Here is a 20,280-nt window from a genome sequence, read left to right as displayed (position 1 = left end):
AAACGCCCGGATCAACCGGACGTTTTGGACCGTAGCCATTTCCACAAATAGCAATAACAGGACGTCAGCACAAGCACGACAGTGATCGTCATGATAGTGTCAAAGCGCATAATAGCCTCCTTCTTTCTCCTACTCTTTTACTACGAAAAAACAGACGATAAAGTCACGAAATCGCATCATCTTTCACGCATGTGTCTTCAAAAAGGAAAGAGCCTCGCAAGCGCGAAGCCCTTTTTTCGTTGTAGTTATTCCGTTTGGGAAGAGTGTTTTTGCCGCAATAGCAAAGCTCTTTTCCACATGTCGAGCAGCATGCCGACTGCAACCGCGATCAAGGCAGGCATGACCCAGCCAGCGCCGACGTTGTAAAAAGGCAAGGCCGCGAGCACCTGGTCCCATTGGTGGGCGACAAGCAGGGCATTCGCCAAATCTGCCAGCCCAAACACGGCAACGACGCCAACCGTTGTCATATAAACGAAAGAGGTAGCCGGGATGAACCGCTCGACCAGAGCAAGCAAAATGAGCATGATCGCAATCGGGTAAATCGCACCTAAGACAGGCACGGATACTTGCAAAATTTGTGTCAGGCCCAAGTTCGCAACCAGCATGCTCAAGACGCATAAAACCGTCACCCATCCCTTGTACGGCAAACCGCCGAACAGGCCGTGGAAATACTGACTGCAAGAAGTGACGAGCCCAATCGATACGCACAGACAGGCGACCGTAAAAATCACCCCGAGGATCAGCGTTCCGCTTGCCCCAAACAGGTGGTCCATCATGTTCGCGAGCAGTTGGGCGCCATTTTCCGCTTTTCCTAAAGAAGCGGCAGACGCGCCCATGATGCCCAGAACGACGTAAATCACTGTCAGCAAAAATCCAGCTCCAAGCCCTGCCTGAATCATGCTTGCAGACAATTTTTTCTCGTCTGTCATCCCTTTCGCCCGCAGCGTATTGGCAATGACAATCCCGAAAATGAGGGCGGCAAGCGCATCCATCGTCAAGTAGCCGTCGAGAAAGCCTTGGGCAATCGGATTTGCTCCGTATTTGCCAGTCGGCGCACCTGTCTGTCCGAGCGGAGTAACCAAGCTTTTGATGTAAATCAGCGCGATGAGCGCCAGCAAGGCAGGCGTCAGCAGCTTCCCGAACCGATCGACCAGCTTGGAAGGCGACAGACTAAACCAGAACACGATCAGAAAAAACACGACCGTGTACACGAGCAAGCTGATTTTAGAGGCAACCAGCGATTCTGGCAAAAAAGGCGCCATCCCCATCTCGAAAGCGAGACTTCCCGCGCGCGGAATGGCGAGAGCCGGCCCGATCGAGACGTAAATCAGAAACGGAAAAATAAGAGCAAAAATCGGATGGACCCGGCTCGCCAATTGGTAGAAGCTGCCTGCTTTGGCAACGGCAACTACCCCGAGAATCGGCAGACCGACAGCCGACAGGACAAAGCCCAGCAAGGAAGACCAGACGAGCGAGCCAGCCTCCTGCCCAAGGTATGGCGGGAAAATCAAATTGCCTGCTCCAAAAAACATGGAAAATAACATGAAGCTGATGAGCATCCATTCTTTTTTAGACAGTGATGTCATTGTCGAACATACTACCTCCCTTCATAATGAGAGGCATTCTATCAACTTTTTGTGCTCTGCGCCAGCCTTTCCCCATTTTTCGCAATAGCAAATGGATTGCGAGTTTTCTTTTATGGAAGGCTCTGACACTCGACTATCGGCATTTTCTGACTGATCAAGATATCGAACTTTTAAACGTGTCTGTTCCATCAATTTCAAAAATGATAATCGCTCATTCTCAACATGACACTAGATGTCATATTACTACGTGTATGATGAAATAAATAACTGCAAAGGAGTAGATGAACTTGAAGAGACTCGCTGGGAAAATCGCTCTCGTAACCGGAGGAAGTCGAGGGGCAGGACGAGGGATCGCCATTGAACTCGGGAAAGCCGGAGCAGTCGTTTATGTGTCCGGAAGAAGTTTGCGAGGGACTACTACAAACGGTTTTCCAGGCAGTATTGATGAAACGGTCGAGGAGATTCTGAAAAATGGTGGCGAGGCATACGCATGTCGTTGCGATCATACCCGTGATGAGGATACGCAAGCTTTGATCGAGAGAATCCGCCAGGAACAAGGACGTCTCGATATACTTGTGAATAACGTCTGGGGACTGCATGACTTGGACGTGAATTTACAACCGAAACCGTTCTGGGAATATCCGCTGAACATGTGGGATGCTATGTTTCAAAGCGGAGTACGTGCACAAATAGCGACAAACCATTATGCGATCCCGCTTATGCTGGAAGCTGATTCTGGGTTGATCGTACATACCACTTTCCGGGATCAGGATAAGTATTTAGGAACTTTCTATTACGACCTTGCCAAGAATACGATTAACCGCTCCGTGTTCGGACTCGCTCATGATCTCAAAAACACGAAAATAACGGCGGTAGCGGTCTCCCCTGGTTGGATGAGAACAGAACTGGTATTAAGAAATTTCAATACAGATGAAGATCATTGGAAGGATGTGGAGGCTCTTAAACATACGGAGTCGCCGCATTATATTGGGCGCGCTGTGTCTGCCCTGGCAGGGGATGGCGAAGTGAAGCTTAAAAACGGACTGCTCCTGCAAGTTGGTGATCTTGCCCGGGAATACGGATTCACCGATGTTGATGGACGATTTATCCCCCCTTTTCTCATCTGATCCGTTATACAGCAGAAATCTTTCTCATCGAACGACAAATACTTGTTACCCAGAATCCACATGAAAGCCTTTTTGAAAAAAAGAACCACTTGCCCTCAGGCTTTTTCGGCCGTCGCAGCAAGCGGTTCTCTTTGCTTTTCAACGCGCTCCACGCACTCAACGCTTCCGCATCGCCAAAATACGCCTGTAAAAAGTCTGATCCTGAAGCTGCTGGAACAAAGATAGCGACGGGCGAAAATTCGCTTCGATGATCCACGGCTTGCCGTGAATGTCGATCCCCATGTCCAGGCCGATCTCCCGCAACGTCGGGTACGCCGTTCCCAACCGTTTGGCTACCGCCATGGACACTTGCCGAATTTCTCCGAGCAGATTCGGATTCGCTGCAATGTTCGACTGCTTGATCGCCGTGCGAAGCGGCAGCACTTTTCCGCGGCTGCGGGCGACGTTCGTCACGACGAAGCCCGGCCCGGCGAGTTTGGCTACCCATCCGGTAATCACCCAGGGAGAGTGTTTCCCTTTGCGCTGGATCATCACGCGGACATCAAACGGCTTTCCGTTGATGCGCCCAAGCGGAATGCGCGGTTGAAGCAGATACGTTTTCGGGCGAAACAATGATTTCGCATATTGGACAGCCTTTTCCTTGCCTTCGACTGTCCGGCGGTGCTTGCCGCTATGAATCAAATAACGGTCGTCTCCCAAATCGGTCAGCTGGATAATCCCGGCCCCGCCGCCTCCCCCGGACGGCTTCAGCATGACACGCTTGTAGTCCGCTGCGTACTCCCATAACGCTTCAGGAGAAAACAGCCGGGTTCTGGGCAAATGCTCACGCAGGAACTCATCCTGAACCATGTGCTGGTGCTTGCCCCATTTTCCTACGTTTGGCGCTTTTATGGCAATGTCTCTCCATTCGTAATGAGATGGTGCTCTTCGACTTTCGTAATGCGATTTTGTTCATCCACAAACACGACCTTCGGCACCAGCTGGTCGCATTCGCTCTCCTCGAACATGCCCATGCTTAAAATGATGACGATGTCGCCGGGGGAAAACAGATGGGCAGGCGGGCCGTTCAAACAGATTTTGCCGCTTCCTTCCGCTGCTGGCAGGGCGTATGTTTTCCAGCGCGTCGCGTTCCGCAAGCTGGTGATTTGCACAATTTCGTAAGGCTTGATGTCAGCCGCTTTCATCAGGGCTAAATCAATCGTAATGCTGCCGACGTAGTCAAGCTCGGCTTGCGTCACTGTCGCCCTGTGGATTTTGCCTTTGCACATGTGGCGTTGCATCGGATGTTCACTCCTTTTCAAACCGCTGACATCAGTCTATGTGCGAGAGAATGTCCCGGAAACCACTGGACAGCGAAAGCTTTGCTCACACCCGATAGACTGCTTGCGCCAGATCGATTCCGTAGCCGGAACACAACTTGTTGAGATCCTCCACCACCGTCTGCGTCAAAGGAATGCCATCCTGCTTATGCGCTGCCATCTTTCTCTGCTCGATTTCTCCCGGAATCAAGATTTCCGCCACGTGGGCTGCACGCGGAACTTTTTTGATCTCCCGGATATATTCGTCCATCTTTTGCAAAAATGCGTCCACAGGCAAAAAGCGCTGCACATCGATGCACAAAAAGACGTGTCCGATGTTTTGCGGATCATGCCAGTTGTCGTACAAGCTTTTGACACTGGCTCCAGCCGCAGCTCCGGTCAGCAGCCCGCATAAAATATCGATGAACATCGAAAGCCCGTAGCCTTTTGCCCCGCCGATCGGCAAAAGAGAGCCGAGCAACGCTTTATGCGGGTCATGCGTTGGCAAGCCGTCCGCATCTATGGCCCAGTCTTGCGGGATCGTCGTCCCTGTTTTGGCTGCCAGGGCAATCTTGCCGCGCGCCGCAACACTTGTCGCCATGTCCAGCAAGTAGGCAGGTTCCTCGCCCGCAGGAATGCCGATCGCGATCGGATTCGTTCCGAAAAACGGCTGAATCCCTCCCGTTGGCGCCATCGCGGAAGGGGCATTCGAGAGGACGAGCAAAATCATGCCTGCGGCAATAGCCTTCTCGGCGTAGTACGAACAGGAACCGAAGTGATTAGAGTGCCGTACGCCGACAAATCCGATCCCGTTTTGCCGTGCCAGTTCCATCGCTTCTTCCAGAGCAGCCATCCCGACGACTGCTCCAAGCTGATTTTTGCCATCGATAAGAGAGGTCGCTCCCTGCCTGGTGACCAGCTCAGGTGGCAGCGAAAACTCGATCAGCCCCGCCTCGATCCTCTGCACGTAAATCGGCAGCCGCGACAGCCCATGGGACTCGATCCCGCGCAAATCCGCATGGACAAGCGATTCGGCTACCATTCGTGCATCCTTTTCCCTGACCCCCGCGCGAGAAAGGATGTGTGCAGCGACTTGCTCCAACCCCTGCCAATGAAAGCGTGTAGGGTTCAACTTCGCTTCCCCTCCCCGATCTCTTCGTTTTTGTCGCGTTCTGCATCTGGATATAGATATGAAACCAGCCGAGCGACCGTCACTGGCATTGACCCAAACCTGGACAAAAAGCCACCTGCACGCGGCCACCCATAAAAAAGAGAAGCCCGCTTTTGTCCAAAGGGCTTCTCCATCTGCCTGCCAGCTTATTCGTACGCTGCGACAATCGACATGATCCGGTCTTGCAGTTCCGTAAAGAAATCTTCATCCTCCACATAGCCGTTCATGATGATGGAAACGACGAGCCTCTCCCCGCTTTGCGTAGTCAAATAGCCCGACAAGCTGTTCGCACCCGTCATTGATCCGGTTTTGGCATGAATCGTTTTGGCAGCAGCCAGATCGGTCAGCCTGTTTTTCAGCGTACCGTCCACGCCCGCGATCGGCAGCGACGCGTCAAAAGCGGCAAAAGACGTTTGCTTCGCCATCCCTTCCAGCACGGAAGCAAGGTGACGCGCCGAAATCAGGTTGTAGCGGGTCAAGCCTGAACCGTCGACCATGTCAAAATTCGTTTTGCCCCCAAACGACGCGACTGTTTCTTGCACGACTTCCGCTCCTGCAGCGGCACTTCCGGTTCCTTTTTTCACGGCTCCGATCGTCTTCAGCAGCATTTCCGCGTAAAAGTTGTCGCTCTTTTTATTCAAATAGGCGACGATATCTTTCAGCGGCAGCGAAGTAAATTCATGCCATTTGACAGCGGATGGCGGGACAGTTTGCACGATCAACTGGCTGCCCGGAGCGAACTGAATGCCTTGGCTTGCCATCGCTTCCTGCAAAACGGTTCCCGCGTACTTGGCCGGTTCCTCTACAGGTACGCGCTCGTAGTCGCCAGGATGATCGAGCGGAAGATTTCCGGTCAGCCGGATCGTATTCGTTCCGCGGTCGCGCAGGATGGCAAACGTATTTTCCTGCCCGGCCTCTACTGTTTTCGATTCGTTGACAATCGTGACGTAGTTCGTTTTCGGCAGCAGGTTGAACGCGACAGCCTCGCCCGCTTGTTTCGCAGGCTTATATTCGACCATGACCGTCCCGCGATTCAGCGCCAATGCCCCGAGTGTCGGGTTGTAGTAGTAGCTTTCGTCATCCCATGCCCAGCCAAGGCCGAGCCGTTCCTTGTCAAAAAAGCTTTCGTCCAGCACGAGATTTCCGGTGACTTGCCTGATCCCTTGCTGCTTGATCCACGCTGCGATTTTCTCTATCGTGACGCCTTCCTGCACTTGCAAAGCGTTTTCGGTAGAAATGGTCGGATCGCCGTAGCCTTTGAGGTACAGATTGCCTTGCTGGACTCCGTTTTTCGTTACAGGCGCATCCCCGTACAGCTCGGTTTTGTAGACGTAATTCTCCCCGAGCTGGGACAGCGCTGCGGCCGTCGTCAGCAGCTTGAGATTGGAGGCGGGTGTGAGCAGCGCGTCCGCATCCTTTTCGTACAAAATGGCTGCGTCTCCCGTTTTGTCCAGCGACTTGACGATGACACCTGCCGTTACCCCGACTGCTTGCGGCTGTGCAAACAACGGATCGAGCAGCACGGAAAGCGGATAGACCTTTTCGCGGGCAGGTACATAGCCTTCCGGAGCAGTAATCTGCGGGTAGGAGGCCAACAGTGTGCCTACGAAGTCTTGCAGCTCGCGCGCGTATTTCGACTTGTAAATCCCGTTGATCAGGATGGAAAAGGCCAGCTTGTGCCCGTTTTTCGCCGTGACGTAGCCAGACAAGCTGTTGACTCCACCCATGGAGCCTGTTTTCGCCATCAAGTTTTTTTCCGCGTCTGTCGTAAGCATGCGGTTTTTCAACGTACCGTCTACGCCTGCAACTGGCAACGATTTTTCCAGCTCGACGCCATACGTCTGCTGCTGGGCAAAATCAAGCAGCTTGACGATTTGCTCTGCGGTGACCAAGTCAAAGCGCGACAATCCCGAGCCATCTACCTGCCGAAAGCCGGTGTCAATGCCAGCCCGCTTCATGACGTCCGCAACGGCTTCGCTGCCCGCTTCTGCGCTTCCTGTTCCTTTTTCCGTCGCCCCCAATGTTTTCAGCAGCATCTCGGCGTAAAAGTTGTCGCTTTGCTTGTTCAATTCCACGACGACCTCGCCGAGCGGCATGGAAAGATGCGTGCGGAACGGCACGCCGGATGTCACGCTCGTCTTTTTGATTTGCGTGGAAGAGCTGAAACCGATCCCTTGGGCGAGCAATTGCTGCTTCCAGATGTCTCCCACAAACAATGCCGGGTCTTCCAGCGACACATCTTCCTCATACGGCTTGGCGCTCACCCCGATTGTTCCTGTCAGCAAAATCTCGTTTTTTCCGCGCGGGCGCTCGACGGTGATGTCTGTCTCCGCTCCTGCAACGGTCTGCACCTGGTTGTTGATCTTCACATATGTAGTAGCCGGTTCCATCGCCATTGTCGGCGGTGTATTGGCAGCCTTCCCCGGCGAAATCGCGATCGTCACAAAATTTTTATGCACCGAGAGCGCGCTGAGCTGGGCACTGTAGCCATACGGCTCGTCATCCCACATCCAGCTGACGCCAAGCCGGGTATCGTCAAAATAGCTTTCGTCCAGCAGCAGGTCGCCGTCGATCCGTTTGACACCTGCTTCTTTGACCGCAGCAGCCAGCTGTTGCAAATCCGCTGGCATCAAGGTCGGATCGCCGTTGCCTTTTAGCACCAGATCGCCCGCTAAAACCCCGGCGGCATTTACTTTTCCTTGCAAAAAGACGTCTGTCCGCCACTGATAGTCCGGCCCCAGCTTATCCAGCGCAGCGACTGTGGTAAACAGCTTCATGTTCGAGGCGGGAATATAGTTTCGCTCGGCGTTGTGCCGATACAAATACGTTTTGTCCGTCAAATCGTAGACGGCAATCCCCGCATACATCCCCATGCTGTTCTCATCGTTTTTCAAATCGGTCAAGTATTTCTCGATGCGATCCGTGAGTGCGTCCCTCGTGCCGATGTCCTCTCTGGCAAAAGCAGGTGACACGGCAAACTGCAACACAAGCAGAAGCAAAAGAAAACAGGTACAGACGCGTCGAAAGACAACCAACTGATTCATGTGACCCTCCTCGTCTTAGTCTTGACCTTTTGCGAGAAATCCAAAGGATGAGCCAATCATAGCATTTATTTAGATTTTTCTAAATATTACTATCCTACTATTACGCTCGCGGATGAAGCATGATTCCCTCGACCATACTATCGACATGACTACAACGAGCGAGGAGAACTTGTCCATGCGATATCGCCTGCTAATCCTCATCATTTTGCTGTGCGCCGTCATTCTGCCTGTTTCCGCCGAGACGAGCATCGGTCAGCTTCACGTCCCGACGACTGCTCTGTCCAGTGCCAAAGAGCTCGTCAGCCAAAGCGACCTCATCCTCATCGGCTGGATCGACAGCGCCCACAAAGCATACCCGACAGGCCGGACCATCAGCCAGGGCAAAATCGTCAACTACACGCAAACTTTGCAAGTGAAAAAAGTGTTCAAAGGCTCCTCGTCGCGCTTGGTGACGGTACTCAGCACAGGAGTGGAGCCGTTGCCCGACGCTTCCAGCCAGCTGAACCTCACCTACACGGGACCGCTTGGCGAAGGCAACTACCTGGTCTTTTTGCGCAAAGTAAAAGGTTCCTCCTCCCTTTACTCTCTCTCAGGACTGTGGCAAGGTGTCTATCCCTTGTACCAGGGCAAAACAATCGCCTTGCAAGGCGTCGGCTTTTCCGAGTTCAACCAGCTTTCGTGGGAAGAAATCGAGCAAAAGCTGAAAGCCATCCAGCCGTAAGTGCTCCTCAAACGCCAAAAAACCGCTCTCATTACAATGAGCGGTTTTTGGCATGCACTCCAAGTCAGCTTCTCATGACGTAAATGAAGATCACCATCGACACGGCACAGGCAAGAACACAGCCGACAAAGCCCAAGATGACCCATTTGTTGTTCGTTTTCGGTTCGTGTTTGTCGCTCATAAAAACTTCTCCTCGTACAAGCATTCCTCTCTATTATAGGATTGTTTCGGCTGAAAAGGAAACGGGAAATCCAATTCAGGCAGTTGTCACACATATAAGCTATGGATTATATGTTGGTTTATTGGTAAAATAAGACGGGAACAATGCTGTCTGTCATGGAAAAATCCTTACAGGAGAGTGAACTATGACACGAATTGCCCTCTTTTTCTGTTTGCTCGCCCTTTTTGCCACGAGTTATTTTTTGACCGACGATTCTTCCCCCACTCCGTTGCAAGCCATTGAACAGATGAGAGAAGAAGTCGGCACCGTGTTGCACGAAGCAAGCACGGATAAAGGTACTTTGTTCTTCCTCGTTCATGAGGATGGCCAGATCCACGCCGAATTTGCCAAGAAAACGATTCTTGGCTGGAAATGGGGCAATGGCGGCAGTCACGCCATTCCCGCCGATTCCGAAATGTCGCTGTACGATCCTGCCTTTTCCACCCAATACGTCGCCAACGGAAAAGAAAACCCGTTCGACTCCCCGTTCCCAATGCTGTTCGGCGTCATTCTCGATCCCGCCATCGACAGCCTCGTCGTCGTGAGCGACAAGACTGGAAAAGAGATTCAGGCGGAGATTATCGACAGTGAGCTGATCCCGTTCCGATTGTGGTATGCACAGATTCCCGTGAAGCAAGGGGAGGCGTTTACGGTGACGGCTTTGGGGGAGGATGGTGGGGTGATTTAGTTAATGTTGTGATAAGTATAGCTTCGCTCCACCCTCGGGACAACCGAGGGTGTTTTTTTCTCCAACCCCCAGTCCATCTGGTAATATCGTCATCTTTTACAGCGGATGTTCATGAATAAAAAAGAAGAAACCATGCATTCAAGATTTGATGCATGTCCGGTTACTGGGGTAATTGAAATGAGTGCACCTGAGGATGAATTTTTCAGAAGTTGCTAGATTGGTTTAACAGCACGTAACTAGCCTATTAAAATCTCTTTTCCAAATGGTATAATTTAGGGAGTAAAACTCCCAAGGAGGACTTATATGGCCAAGTATGGATGCAAATGTGGAAAAACCCTTTCCAACTCTCTATGCCCCAATGACATACAATTGAAAGTATTCACTGATAAACAGTGGGAGCAATTATATGAAAAGAGTTTTATCACGGGTGATGACTTTCCTGATCCTGAATATGATGTATGGCGTTGTCCGGACTGCAAAAGAATCTACGTTTTTGATGGAACCAGATTGATCATGCAATATGTACTTGAGACCGATTAAAGATAGGTCCGCTAATCGATTGCGCTTTTGTGAATTTTTGAACACTCCTCGTCTTATTATCGGAGGATTTATTGTGAAGAAGCTAATGATTATTTTCTTGCTGAGTTTTGGACTGCTGCTCTTTCTTGGGATAGGTCTTTTAACCATACAATACTTCAAGGTTGAGCGAGTGTTGATTATCAATTAAATTGAAGCTTTCATTTTGCATTCATTGCTCTACAAGAAAAGTCCCTGGCACAAAAACCAGGGACTTTTGGGATTCCTCCATCCGTCATCAAACGCAAGTGCCTCTGCTGGATGACGGATCAAAGCTGTCTTTATTCGATTACTTTAAACGAATTTAATACCTTCTCCATCCGCTCCTTGGTAGCAGCCGTACTGTAAGCATCGCGAATCGACCAGGAAATATAGTAGGAATACTTGCCTTTCGGGAAAAGGTACGCTGTCCGCTCATATCTGATGCCCTCTTCTTCTCCCTTGATCACAAATTTCCTGCCAGACTCGCCATGTACGGTCACTGGCTTGTTTTCCACCAGCGAGGTTTTCTCACTGCCGCTCGTTTGCATTTTGAAGATTGACGTGAAGCTTTTTTCTACCTCGGAGTAGCTGTCCTTGAATACAAACAGAGTAAACGCACCGCCTTCAAACAAGTACGACTTGCCGATCAAGCTGCGGCTATCGACCACGTCCTCTTGCCAATACTCGGGGATGTCGATCGCGTACTTGTACTTGCTGTCCTTGATCGTCGCCATCTTGTTTTTGTCGAGCAAAATGTCATCCTGAATGAAGCCAAGCGACTGGTTCATTTTTTGTTCATCGATGGACAGCGAACGGCTGATGGTGTTGATCATCTCCAGCGTTTTAGCCGGATCGGCCGTTTTGTTGAACGCGAGCTGCAAGTGGAACTTGTATTTTCCTTTGATGAAAAAGATGTGGCGCTCCTGGTATTTGTTTTCGCCATCAAAGGTGCCGTAGTTCCGCTCCCGCGCCGTCACGCCAGCGATTGTGGTAGTCGTTGCGTTTTTATCGACGTCAAGTGCACTCTCGGCATACATCTCGCGATACATTCGTTCATGCTTGGCTACCCAGTCGTCGAGCTTGTCGTTTTCAGTCGCCGAGGTCACGCTGAGCTGCATCCACTGATCGCCGTCGTCATTGCTGAAAGCTGCTCCGCTATCGCCGCCTACTTTTTCCCAAACAGCGGGCACTTTGATTTTCAAGCCAAAATCTTTGTAGTCGAACCAGCGGTAGCCATTCTCGACGTTGGACAAATCTTTGATGGACTTATCCTGTTTGTCAAAATGGGCCGTGAAGCTGTCCAGCATGTCTTTGTAACCTTTGTATTTTGCTGGATTGTTGAAGTCCGCTTCGTTGGAAACACTCAGTGTGATCTCGTACACTTTGTCGCCTTTTCGGTAAGCGCGGCTTTCTGCCATATAATCTTCTTCATCCCGCGAAACTACTCGTGCATAGGAAAGGCCATCTTTCTCGACATACTCTTTGGACAAAATCATACCGTACTGATTCTCGGCCAAAAACTTGATCAGCCCATCGTTGGACAAGTTTTCCGGCTGATCTTCGTACACCTGCACGTTCAGCCAAAACGTCTCCTTGCTGTCATGGAAGCTCGCGTAATTGCCCTTGTAGCTCTGGTAGCCCAAGATCAGCTCTGTCGGATACTTCATCGACCAGCCATAGTAGCTGTCGCCGACCTTGGTCTTTCCGTGGTCGGAATCAAGCGAACTGTTGGACGCAGCAGTACCTTGTGTGGAAGCGCCCGTAATCGTGACCTCTCCCGTCTGCTTGTTCTCGCTCACATTCGCGCCTAAAAACTGCGTAACGAGCGTCACCGGCACCATCGTCTTCCCGTTTTTCAGTTCGGGTGCCACCGAAAGCACGATCGGTTGGCCGTTCAGCTTGGCGTTTTTGTCGCCTGCCTTCAGTGAAATCGTCTTCTCTCCCGCCGTCAGTTCAATTGTCTGCGTCTGGTTGTCCCATTGCAAGGTCGCGCCAAACGCATTTGTAATGATGCTGAGCGGGATCATCGTCGTGCCGCCTGCTACGTACGGCTTCTCGATTGTCGATGCAGCTCCATTGATCGTTACGCTCTCCTGCCCTACTTTCAGCCGGACATTCACGCTGCCCCCTGCCGTGTCAGCAGCATGCACCGGACCGTTATTCAGCAAAAGAGGCACGAGAACGAACGATACCGCCGTCATTTTTTTCCATCCACGCAACATAATTGGCCCCCACTTTATTTGTTATTTTTTCGTTTCTGCAAACGTGACGTTCTTTTTGATCAAATCCCCGTTCGATTGGGTCATGATCTCGACCTTTTGTCCGGGCAAATATTTTTTCAGCAACTCATTGAAATCAACGATGGTTGTAATCGACTGATTGTTGATCGAGTAAATGACATCCCCCGGTCCGATGCCCGCTGCCGCAGCTGGCGAGCCTGGCTCCACCCGCACGACCCGCAGCGGCTCCTTTGTCGGCAAACCGACGACAGCAGCCCAGCTCTCCTCCAGCTCCGCTCCGAAATACGGCCGTTTTACTTTTCCGTATGTAAAAAAGTGATGCAGCACGTATTGCACCGTATCCGCCGGAATTGCGAAGCTCAAGTTGTCCACCCCGATAGAAGCAAATTTGAGCGAATTGATGCCCACGACCTCGCCCTTCATGTTCACGAGCGGACCGCCGCTGTTGCCGGGATTGACCGCAGCATCTGTCTGAATCAGTCGGTAGGTAGAGTTGACGGAGCGATTCACCCCGCTGATAATCCCGGACGTCGCCGAGTTGCGCAACGAAAAGGAAATCGGCGTCCCGATCGCCACCACCGTCTCGCCCATCTTCATCGCGTAGTTCGTTGCGAATTTCGCCGGGGCAAGCCCCGTCGCTGCAATCTTGACCAGCGCCAGGTCGCTCTCCTCGTCCATATTGGTCACTTTGCCACTGTATTGCTTGCCGTCGAGCGTTACGACCGTCAAATTGGACATATTTTTGACCACATGCGCATTGGTCACGATCCAGCCGTCCGCCTTCACGATCACGCCTGTTCCGTGCGCAAGGTTGAAGCGGTTAGTCGAATTTGCCTGCTCCGTCGGCTTCCCGATGATCGCCACCACACTCGGTGATGTTCGCTGAATCACATCCGGGATGTCGTACGTTGCTGCTGTTTTGTCTGACGTTTTGGCCGGAGCCGCTTTCGTCTGGGTATTTCCGGCTGCGTAGGCAACAGACCCAAACGTTACTACTGGAGAATGAAAATGAAAGAAAATAGCCGCTAAAGCTCCGCTCATGATGAGCGTTTTGTACCTCGAACGCATTTTGTCTCACCCTTTCTGCAAAATCTCGCTTTTCCCGTTCTCGGGAGCACCGCCTCCTCATCCGGCATAGTGGGAAAAAAGTTGGCAAAAGAAAAAGGCCATTCACGAACCGAATGAGCCTTTTACCTGATAAACATTCCGTTTGGTACGTTCGATAGGGCAGCCCAACCATTGATGTTCGAGGAATGCATCCCCTCGGCATGTCGCTTGAAGCGCACAATCTCCGGGTCCAGATGCCTAGTGTTCCTTATGCCTCAATACCTAATGTTGGTAATATTGTAAGTTATCTGCTTGGGATTTTCAAAAGATGTTTTTCTACAGGAATCGACATTTTGTTCTCTACTTGGCTTGCGCCCTAAACTTTTCCAGTTCAACAACCCATGCCTCTATTAATTGCTTCAATTCTGTTGTTTCAATGGTGTACTCTACGTCCGCTTCGTCTTCCAGATGTTCGAATAAATAATTGACGACTCTCGTTTTCTCTGTCCCGACTTCTATTCTGCATGCATTTCCTCGCGTTTCTTCGTATGGGGAAGTTCCTTTTAGGACTGAATCAATTAGCTGTGGTTCCCGTTTTTTAGCCTGAGACAATCCACACCAACCAATGGTGTCCTAATTTTTCAACATATAGTGAATATATGGTTGGACAATTTTATTAAAGTCAACCTCTTCGTCCAAACCATCTTTATAATCATGGATGACTGTTTCTACCGTATTCGCATCAACGATTAGTGCCTCCATCATCCCTGATCTCCAAACACATATCGTACTTGCATAATAATCATTCTCCAAATATATTCTTTGAGCATGATCTATGAACTGTTCTTGCTCACCACGTGATTTATCAATTTCAACTTCAAAACCTAGTCGTTGAAAGTCACCCTTCTTTTCTGCAATCCATAGTAAAAATTTGTTATCAAGAATTTCCTCTCACCGCTTGCTTTCATTTTCTTTTTTTCTGCAATTAGTCTGATCCTTTGCTCGGCAGGCGGCTCTTGAGTATAGAAGTGGCTTTATTGTTCACCTTGTTTTTCTTACCATAAGTCGTTTCTTGAGAAGATCGCCTTCGTTCCATATTATGGAAATTCATGGTATATTCTCAGCATCTATTTATACGCCCGATTTCTTATTCCTCAACAGCTCCACATACTTTACTCTTCATCGTCAAGATAAGGTGATTTAAGAAGCTCAGCAAACAGCCCTTTTCCAATAATCTCTTTTATGGTGTCGCTGCAGTTAACGGAGCATCCAATGTACATGTAATAGTCAAAGCCAAAATGAACAAACATTTTCTTATCAGATGTAAGCTTGCACCAAAGCTTCTCCCTTAATATAAGCTTGCATAGATTTCTTAGATTTTTCCCGCTTACTATGTCACCTTCCAAAAGATTATGAAATAATGCAACCATCTCGGCCGTATAAATGGAACGATGCTTATCAAAATGAAAGTTCAGATCATGTCTCTCTAAATTGATTACTTGTAACTGTTGTATCTGTAAATCTTTCATAATCATTTCTATCGCAGAGACATATTGTTCTTCTGTTTTTTAGTAGTCGTGGATCGTTAATTCTCTTCCATGATAAGCGTTGCCAATATCGCTAACGGAAGTCCATTCTTCAATTAAATATCTTCCGTTTCTGTCGCGGTTAGATGGATTGTATTTTGTTATTCTCCAGGAGTACTGCACCGTTATGTTATCACTCCTTCAGCCTTTTCCTCTATATTAAAATGGATTGCATTGTCGCTTTATGTACATGCATTTTGAACTGCTTCCGACAGTAAAAGCCCGCTTTCCTTATCATACAGCTCCCCCGCTAATGCAGATTGGGGGTGAACTCTAAAAAATTGACCATCTTGGGGCAAACGCTCTCATCTTCGAGGAATGCAGTTATTACATTTCCCCCTCACCGATAACCCCTTTCAAATTGCTCACTCTTATTATTTATCATGGAATATACCCCACTAGCGCACCTTGCGGAATTGAATTTCTATGGAAACTTCCTTTTGCCATAAGTATTTCATCCTAAAATTGTTTTAAAGCCTGCTTGTTTAGGGCCTATAAACAAGGTTCCGCTTGGCCCTGGATTTCACCACATCAACGTAGCTATTGTAGTAGGAGGAATTTTTCAAATTTGTCGTAGTGTTTGCGCCAGATCAGTTGGTTGCCGAAGACGTTGCGGGCTTTCACGCGGCCGTCTTGGGTCAGTTCCTCAATCACTTGCCCGTTCAGGTACACGTAGTGGGTCGTGTCGGTTACAGCTTTGGTCTGCTCTTTGGTAGCACGTAATCCGCCCAGATAATAGGTGTAGGTCTTGGTTCCTTTGTCGTCCTTGTGCTCGGTCAGGTGGTTCAACAGGTCATTATTAGTAGAAAGCATGATTATCCCCCTTGATAAACGGGAGCAATCATGCCTTTTACTAGTATAAACACGAATGCAAGATTAACCTTCAGCACCAAAAGAACCTCCAAATGAGTAGTTGATTACTCGTTTGGAGCATTTACTTTAATCTAGTTACTCAAGCGAGTGGGATTTGTAGATAACAATATGCTCTAAAAATTGTTCACCTTTATTATTTGGAGGGGAAAAAGTAAATGCTACTCCTTCCGCCTGATACTCATCGAGCAAAGGATCATATTCTATCTGATTATCCATAAACTCTTTTAATTCATGTAATGTCGATCCTAAGCAAATTGCATCCATAATTTTCCCCTTATAATCACCAGTAACAGTTATAGTATCTAACGATTCCAGATCTTTACTAAAAAACAAAGCAATGTGATCCATTTCTAGCATAAAAGACTCTGGAGATTCTCTCAGTTTGTATTGATGATTAATTTTACTTCTTACCTTCTCTTTTGTTTTCACCTAGGAAAAAGTTCCCAACCCGTTGACCTGGGATTATCTCACCGTACAAGTCTGACTACTACTTAAATTGTCTCAAAATACTTTCTTATGTAGATGCTCCAAGTCAGTCCTACTATTAGCATCAATGCTCCTGGAATTCCCAACAAAATGGTATACAAACTACTAAACCATAAAAAAATAATGAGCCAACACAAATATGCAACTCTGTTCTTTTTTAACAATAGCAAAATCCCAATCCCTATCATTAAAGCAGGAAAAGGAAACACTACCAGCTTTACTCCTTCAAGTGATAGGAGAAGTAATGTGCTTAATCCACCAATGATCAGCCATAGTTTACCTGTTACTCTACTCTTGAAAAAAGGAGTTGTGATATAGAGAATTATCAATCCTAACATGATTGGAGCAAGTAATATTGCCTCCATTTAACTTCCTCCTAAAGGACATATTGATTCCTCAGCTTCCCTTGGATTATGCCCATATTCAAAAACTAACCCGTCATTTTGATTTAAAGTAACCTCGTACCTTGGAAGATCGCCAGGGTTCATATTAATTGCTACAGGTTTTGTTTTATCTTTGGGCATTTGACCTTGCTCATTCTGCACTGGATGGGGTACCTCCCATAAACTTGTTGTTGTCTCAGAAACTCCAAGATAGAGGAAACTGGTGCTCAGGTGGTCAACAGTTAGGTTAGCATTCACAGCCATTTGTCTCATTCCGTTCATCCTGCCAGATTCAAAGCTGTAATTCTCACTAACCAAGCTAACCGTTCGCTGTATGGCCATTACCATACAATCCCTGGCAAGAATTTCGTTGGTTGGGCGTAAAATGAGATCGTCAAACTACCGCAAACAGCAAAGCGGATACGGACAAGGATGATTACCAATTTCCACTTTCAAATTTTTGATTTTCAATTTCTTTAATAATAGCGTTTTCCGTATCGTAATTATAATGAGAATGGTTTAGGCTTTAACTCTGGATCACCTTTCCTTGCCCACCAACGCGAATTAGAGCCGAAGTATATTTCGTACGCCCAAAACTCTGGTGATTCATGATAAACCATACAATATTCACCCATTATCTCAGTATTACTCCAATGCATATTAATTCTGCCGACAGCTTCTTCTTCCGTAATTTGAAACTGATCTACCATAACATTTACAATCTCGTTGCAAAATTCCTATCCTTTTTTATCTAAAATTACATTCAAAATCTGTATACATTTATTACTCACCTTTTTATTTATTAGATTGTGGCTCGGTTGGGGTAAGTAGTGTCAAAAATATTATTTTAAAAATTGTTTGATCTTAGGTAACACATTTCTCTGAAAATCACCTTCTCGTTTCTCTGTGAAACACAAGGAAAAGCTAGTATCTTCTTCAATATGTCGTAATACATATGAATACTCTTGAAATGTGCCTTGTTTATCTACTACTACACACAAAAATAGCTGATTCATTTTGATTGCTTCTATTACTTCTTCTTTTCCAATCGGACAAATCCAATGTGTACTAGGCAGTCTTTTTTTTGGAGGATCCCAAGGGAGTACCCACTCGTTGTTAATATATGCTGTTCTGTCAAAAATTAATTTTTTGTGAATAGCTGAATCAATTGAGTTTAAATCACCAGAAAATGCAAATAGAAGTTTCTGATTGTCATTAACAAAACAATTCAAAAAGTAAACAATCTCATTTACACTACCTACTTCTTGGAAATTTTCAATTACTCCATAAGGAGATTCTATCAGCAGTTTCATACTTCCCCCCATATTATTCAAAATAATGATGAAGCTTCATCAAGTGTTTTGTATTGAATATTATCATACTCCCAATTTAAATGACGATTAATGGCCTTTGCCACTTCAACCCATGAAGGACGAACGCAATCTTCTAATATCTTGTTGATTTCCTTCTCCACTAGAGACTCATTAAATTCGTTAATAATGAGTATAGCCCTTCCATCTAGTATTTTTTCTTCTTTCAGAATAACCAACAACCTCTTCGGGGTCATAACTCGGAAGTAAAACAAATCCGAGCCTTCACTATCCTTGGATCGGCTACACTGAATTGGACAATTCTCTTTTATATTGTCGTAATATTTCAGGTTGAATAAATACGGAACTTACTTTCATTTTGATGGAATCAAACAATAATATTCTCTCCTTTTACTATAAATTTTAATATATTGAATATGATTTGGACTGTTATAACAAAAGATAGCGACTTATACGTTTGATCACCTCCTCCATCGATTTACAATAAATTTTTATTTTTATTGTGAAACTTCTCAAGAGGAATTTAATCCTCTCTAGAAGTTTCATTTATATAATCTTGCGATCATTTCTGGATTAATAAAGTCTTGCATTCCCCACCACAAATACTCCATCTTGTTTCCATTCTTTACTTTGTTTACCCCGAATCGCTCACATATTTCAAAATACTGTTCTTTTTCAAGCACTCCATCCCGTTCAAGGAGTTGCTTTCCCATCCAAATCATCCCGCTACGTTGAATCGTTTTCACTCGTAAATTGTCCAAACCAAAGTATTCTTCTAATGCATGTAATCTCCCATAAATCAGATGAGGACTGACTTGTTCCATATGAACATTTCTTGTCTTGGCTGGCCTGATTACATAGCCTGTTTCAATCAATTCACTTGTTTCTTTGAGATGATCTCGTCTCATCTCCCCATTCCCTTTCAGATAATCCTTTTGCTTGATTGCCCCATGTATTAATTTCAGACACTGTTCGGATATAGGAATTTCTCTTGTTTCATCTTTATCGTTAATCAATATCACTGTTCGTTTCTCATCATTGACTTGTTCACGTTTTAGATTGCGTAGTTCACTTACCTCTCTTCCACCCGCACCTTCAAATAGCAAAGAGAGAATCACTGAATCCTGATCATTATTACATTGTTCAATGATTGCATCGATTTCTTGCTTCGTAATGAAATGCTGATGGGTGTTCACTACCATGTTCTTAAACCATTCTTTTGAAACGGACTCCAGTGGATTGGTGTCCTCTCTAAGCCCCTCTGCCCTTGCCCAATTCAAGTAAGCAGATATCGTTCTCCCAGCCGTATTAAGAGAGTCTCCTGTAGAAGCATGGAAGCTGTGTAGGGCAGTTTCAATCTCATCCAATGTAAAGTGAAGCAAATCCTTATCCTTTTCCACTTCGAACTTCATTGTTAGGTTGAAGACTCTTGAATAAGCTTTTTGGGTATTTTCTTTATATCCTTGAAGAAAGGCTGTTTTTGTTTCGGGGTTAAACATGGTTACACACCTTTCTTATGAAGCAGGAATACTATAAATTTATAGTTTGAATTCCTTGAATTGATGATACTATAAATTTGCATTTTAAAACAAGAGTTTTTTACATCATTTATGAAAAAAAGAAACCCCAGACGAGTAGGTGGTTACTCGTTTAGAGTTCCTCTAAGGTAAGTGAATTCCAATTATTGTGCTTGAATATATTCGGTAGGCTCTTCTTCAAATCCATTCCAAAATATCCATAGTCTATTGCAGTTTGGACATTTGAGAAAACTTTTCATGGTACTATATAAGTTCTCGGCTTCAATTTTTCCCACAAACTTATCAAAGTCTGTGTCAGAAATAAATAAATGTTCTATTGGACATGGTATTTCTCCGTAACTTAATACATCCCCACACCTACACTTCATCTTAGGCATACAGTC

General features: G+C 47.0%; 20 protein-coding genes. 4 read left to right on the top strand and 16 right to left on the bottom strand.

Translation table 11 applies throughout. From position 1 onward, the window contains the following. Positions 1-245: 245 nt before the first annotated feature. Positions 246-1,586 (bottom strand): branched-chain amino acid transport system II carrier protein, encoded by a 1,341-nt coding sequence (gene brnQ, locus NST23_RS14120; protein ID WP_173597381.1) that lies wholly within the window; start codon positions 1,584-1,586, stop codon positions 246-248. 281 nt (positions 1,587-1,867) lie between these two features. On the opposite strand from brnQ, the gene NST23_RS14115 reads away from it, so the two are divergent. Beyond that, positions 1,868-2,713 carry an SDR family NAD(P)-dependent oxidoreductase gene (locus NST23_RS14115; RefSeq protein ID WP_340963901.1) on the top strand — a complete coding sequence of 282 codons (846 nt, stop codon included), beginning with the start codon at positions 1,868-1,870 and terminating at the stop codon, positions 2,711-2,713. Positions 2,714-2,869: 156 nt separating this feature from the next. Here NST23_RS14115 and NST23_RS14110 read toward each other — a convergent pair whose 3' ends face one another. The 4 genes from NST23_RS14110 to dacB form a co-directional block, all read right to left on the bottom strand. After that, on the bottom strand, positions 2,870-3,604 hold the full coding sequence (locus NST23_RS14110) for a YheC/YheD family protein (RefSeq protein ID WP_255679260.1): 735 nt from the start codon (positions 3,602-3,604) through the stop codon (positions 2,870-2,872). Beyond that, complete coding sequence (panD, locus tag NST23_RS14105) at positions 3,601-3,993, bottom strand: aspartate 1-decarboxylase (protein ID WP_340963898.1); 393 nt, start codon at positions 3,991-3,993, stop codon at positions 3,601-3,603. The genes NST23_RS14110 and panD overlap by 4 nt, the downstream gene beginning before the upstream one ends. Before the next feature lie 85 nt (positions 3,994-4,078). Beyond that, entirely contained in the window at positions 4,079-5,143 is a 1,065-nt protein-coding gene (locus NST23_RS14100) for an Ldh family oxidoreductase (RefSeq protein WP_173599325.1), read from the bottom strand. A gap of 185 nt (positions 5,144-5,328) precedes the next feature. Then, a complete protein-coding gene (gene dacB / locus NST23_RS14095; protein WP_340963895.1) occupies positions 5,329-8,226 on the bottom strand; it encodes a D-alanyl-D-alanine carboxypeptidase/D-alanyl-D-alanine endopeptidase in 2,898 nt (965 codons plus the stop codon). Between the two features lie 175 nt (positions 8,227-8,401). Between dacB and NST23_RS14090 the strand changes: the two genes are divergently transcribed. The 3 genes from NST23_RS14090 to NST23_RS14080 all read left to right on the top strand — a co-directional run bounded on the left by NST23_RS14090 (position 8,402) and on the right by NST23_RS14080 (position 10,395). After that, complete coding sequence (locus tag NST23_RS14090) at positions 8,402-8,947, top strand: hypothetical protein (protein ID WP_122966864.1); 546 nt, start codon at positions 8,402-8,404, stop codon at positions 8,945-8,947. A 365-nt stretch (positions 8,948-9,312) separates the two neighbouring features. Continuing rightward, positions 9,313-9,855 carry a hypothetical protein gene (locus tag NST23_RS14085; protein ID WP_122966865.1) on the top strand — a complete coding sequence of 181 codons (543 nt, stop codon included), beginning with the start codon at positions 9,313-9,315 and terminating at the stop codon, positions 9,853-9,855. Positions 9,856-10,158: 303 nt separating this feature from the next. After that, positions 10,159-10,395, top strand: a complete 237-nt coding sequence (locus NST23_RS14080) for a hypothetical protein (RefSeq protein WP_063231262.1) — start codon at positions 10,159-10,161, stop codon at positions 10,393-10,395. 317 nt (positions 10,396-10,712) lie between these two features. Here NST23_RS14080 and NST23_RS14075 read toward each other — a convergent pair whose 3' ends face one another. From NST23_RS14075 to NST23_RS14030, 11 genes are all read right to left on the bottom strand, one after another. Then, the gene (locus NST23_RS14075; RefSeq protein WP_340963893.1) at positions 10,713-12,635 is read right to left on the bottom strand and encodes a copper amine oxidase N-terminal domain-containing protein; all 1,923 of its coding nucleotides are present in this window, start codon (positions 12,633-12,635) and stop codon (positions 10,713-10,715) included. Between the two features lie 21 nt (positions 12,636-12,656). Beyond that, entirely contained in the window at positions 12,657-13,721 is a 1,065-nt protein-coding gene (locus NST23_RS14070) for a S1C family serine protease (protein ID WP_233454215.1), read from the bottom strand. A gap of 612 nt (positions 13,722-14,333) precedes the next feature. Beyond that, entirely contained in the window at positions 14,334-14,645 is a 312-nt protein-coding gene (locus NST23_RS28440; RefSeq protein WP_423751970.1) for an immunity protein TriTu family protein, read from the bottom strand. Between the two features lie 1,181 nt (positions 14,646-15,826). Then, complete coding sequence (locus tag NST23_RS14065) at positions 15,827-16,099, bottom strand: hypothetical protein (RefSeq protein ID WP_340963891.1); 273 nt, start codon at positions 16,097-16,099, stop codon at positions 15,827-15,829. 135 nt (positions 16,100-16,234) lie between these two features. Beyond that, positions 16,235-16,588, bottom strand: a complete 354-nt coding sequence (locus tag NST23_RS14060) for a hypothetical protein (protein WP_173597388.1) — start codon at positions 16,586-16,588, stop codon at positions 16,235-16,237. 62 nt (positions 16,589-16,650) lie between these two features. Further along, positions 16,651-17,010: a hypothetical protein gene (locus NST23_RS14055; protein WP_173597389.1), complete on the bottom strand. Its 360-nt coding sequence runs from the start codon at positions 17,008-17,010 to the stop codon at positions 16,651-16,653. After that, positions 17,011-17,301, bottom strand: a complete 291-nt coding sequence (locus NST23_RS14050) for a hypothetical protein (protein ID WP_280648834.1) — start codon at positions 17,299-17,301, stop codon at positions 17,011-17,013. 569 nt (positions 17,302-17,870) lie between these two features. Then, positions 17,871-18,341 carry a hypothetical protein gene (locus NST23_RS14045; protein ID WP_340963888.1) on the bottom strand — a complete coding sequence of 157 codons (471 nt, stop codon included), beginning with the start codon at positions 18,339-18,341 and terminating at the stop codon, positions 17,871-17,873. A gap of 17 nt (positions 18,342-18,358) precedes the next feature. Then, positions 18,359-18,652, bottom strand: coding sequence for an Imm8 family immunity protein (locus NST23_RS14040; RefSeq protein ID WP_340965185.1), 294 nt, complete (start codon positions 18,650-18,652; stop codon positions 18,359-18,361). 249 nt (positions 18,653-18,901) lie between these two features. Further along, positions 18,902-19,858: a tyrosine-type recombinase/integrase gene (locus NST23_RS14035; protein WP_122966881.1), complete on the bottom strand. Its 957-nt coding sequence runs from the start codon at positions 19,856-19,858 to the stop codon at positions 18,902-18,904. A 182-nt stretch (positions 19,859-20,040) separates the two neighbouring features. After that, a complete protein-coding gene (locus NST23_RS14030) occupies positions 20,041-20,274 on the bottom strand; it encodes a hypothetical protein (RefSeq protein ID WP_122966882.1) in 234 nt (77 codons plus the stop codon). Positions 20,275-20,280 lie beyond the last annotated feature (6 nt).

The organism is Brevibacillus sp. FSL K6-0770, assembly GCF_038000275.1.
Lineage (GTDB): Bacteria > Bacillota > Bacilli > Brevibacillales > Brevibacillaceae > Brevibacillus > Brevibacillus parabrevis.
Note: the sequence above shows the minus strand (reverse complement) of the source record. Positions and strands in the feature narration are given on the sequence as shown.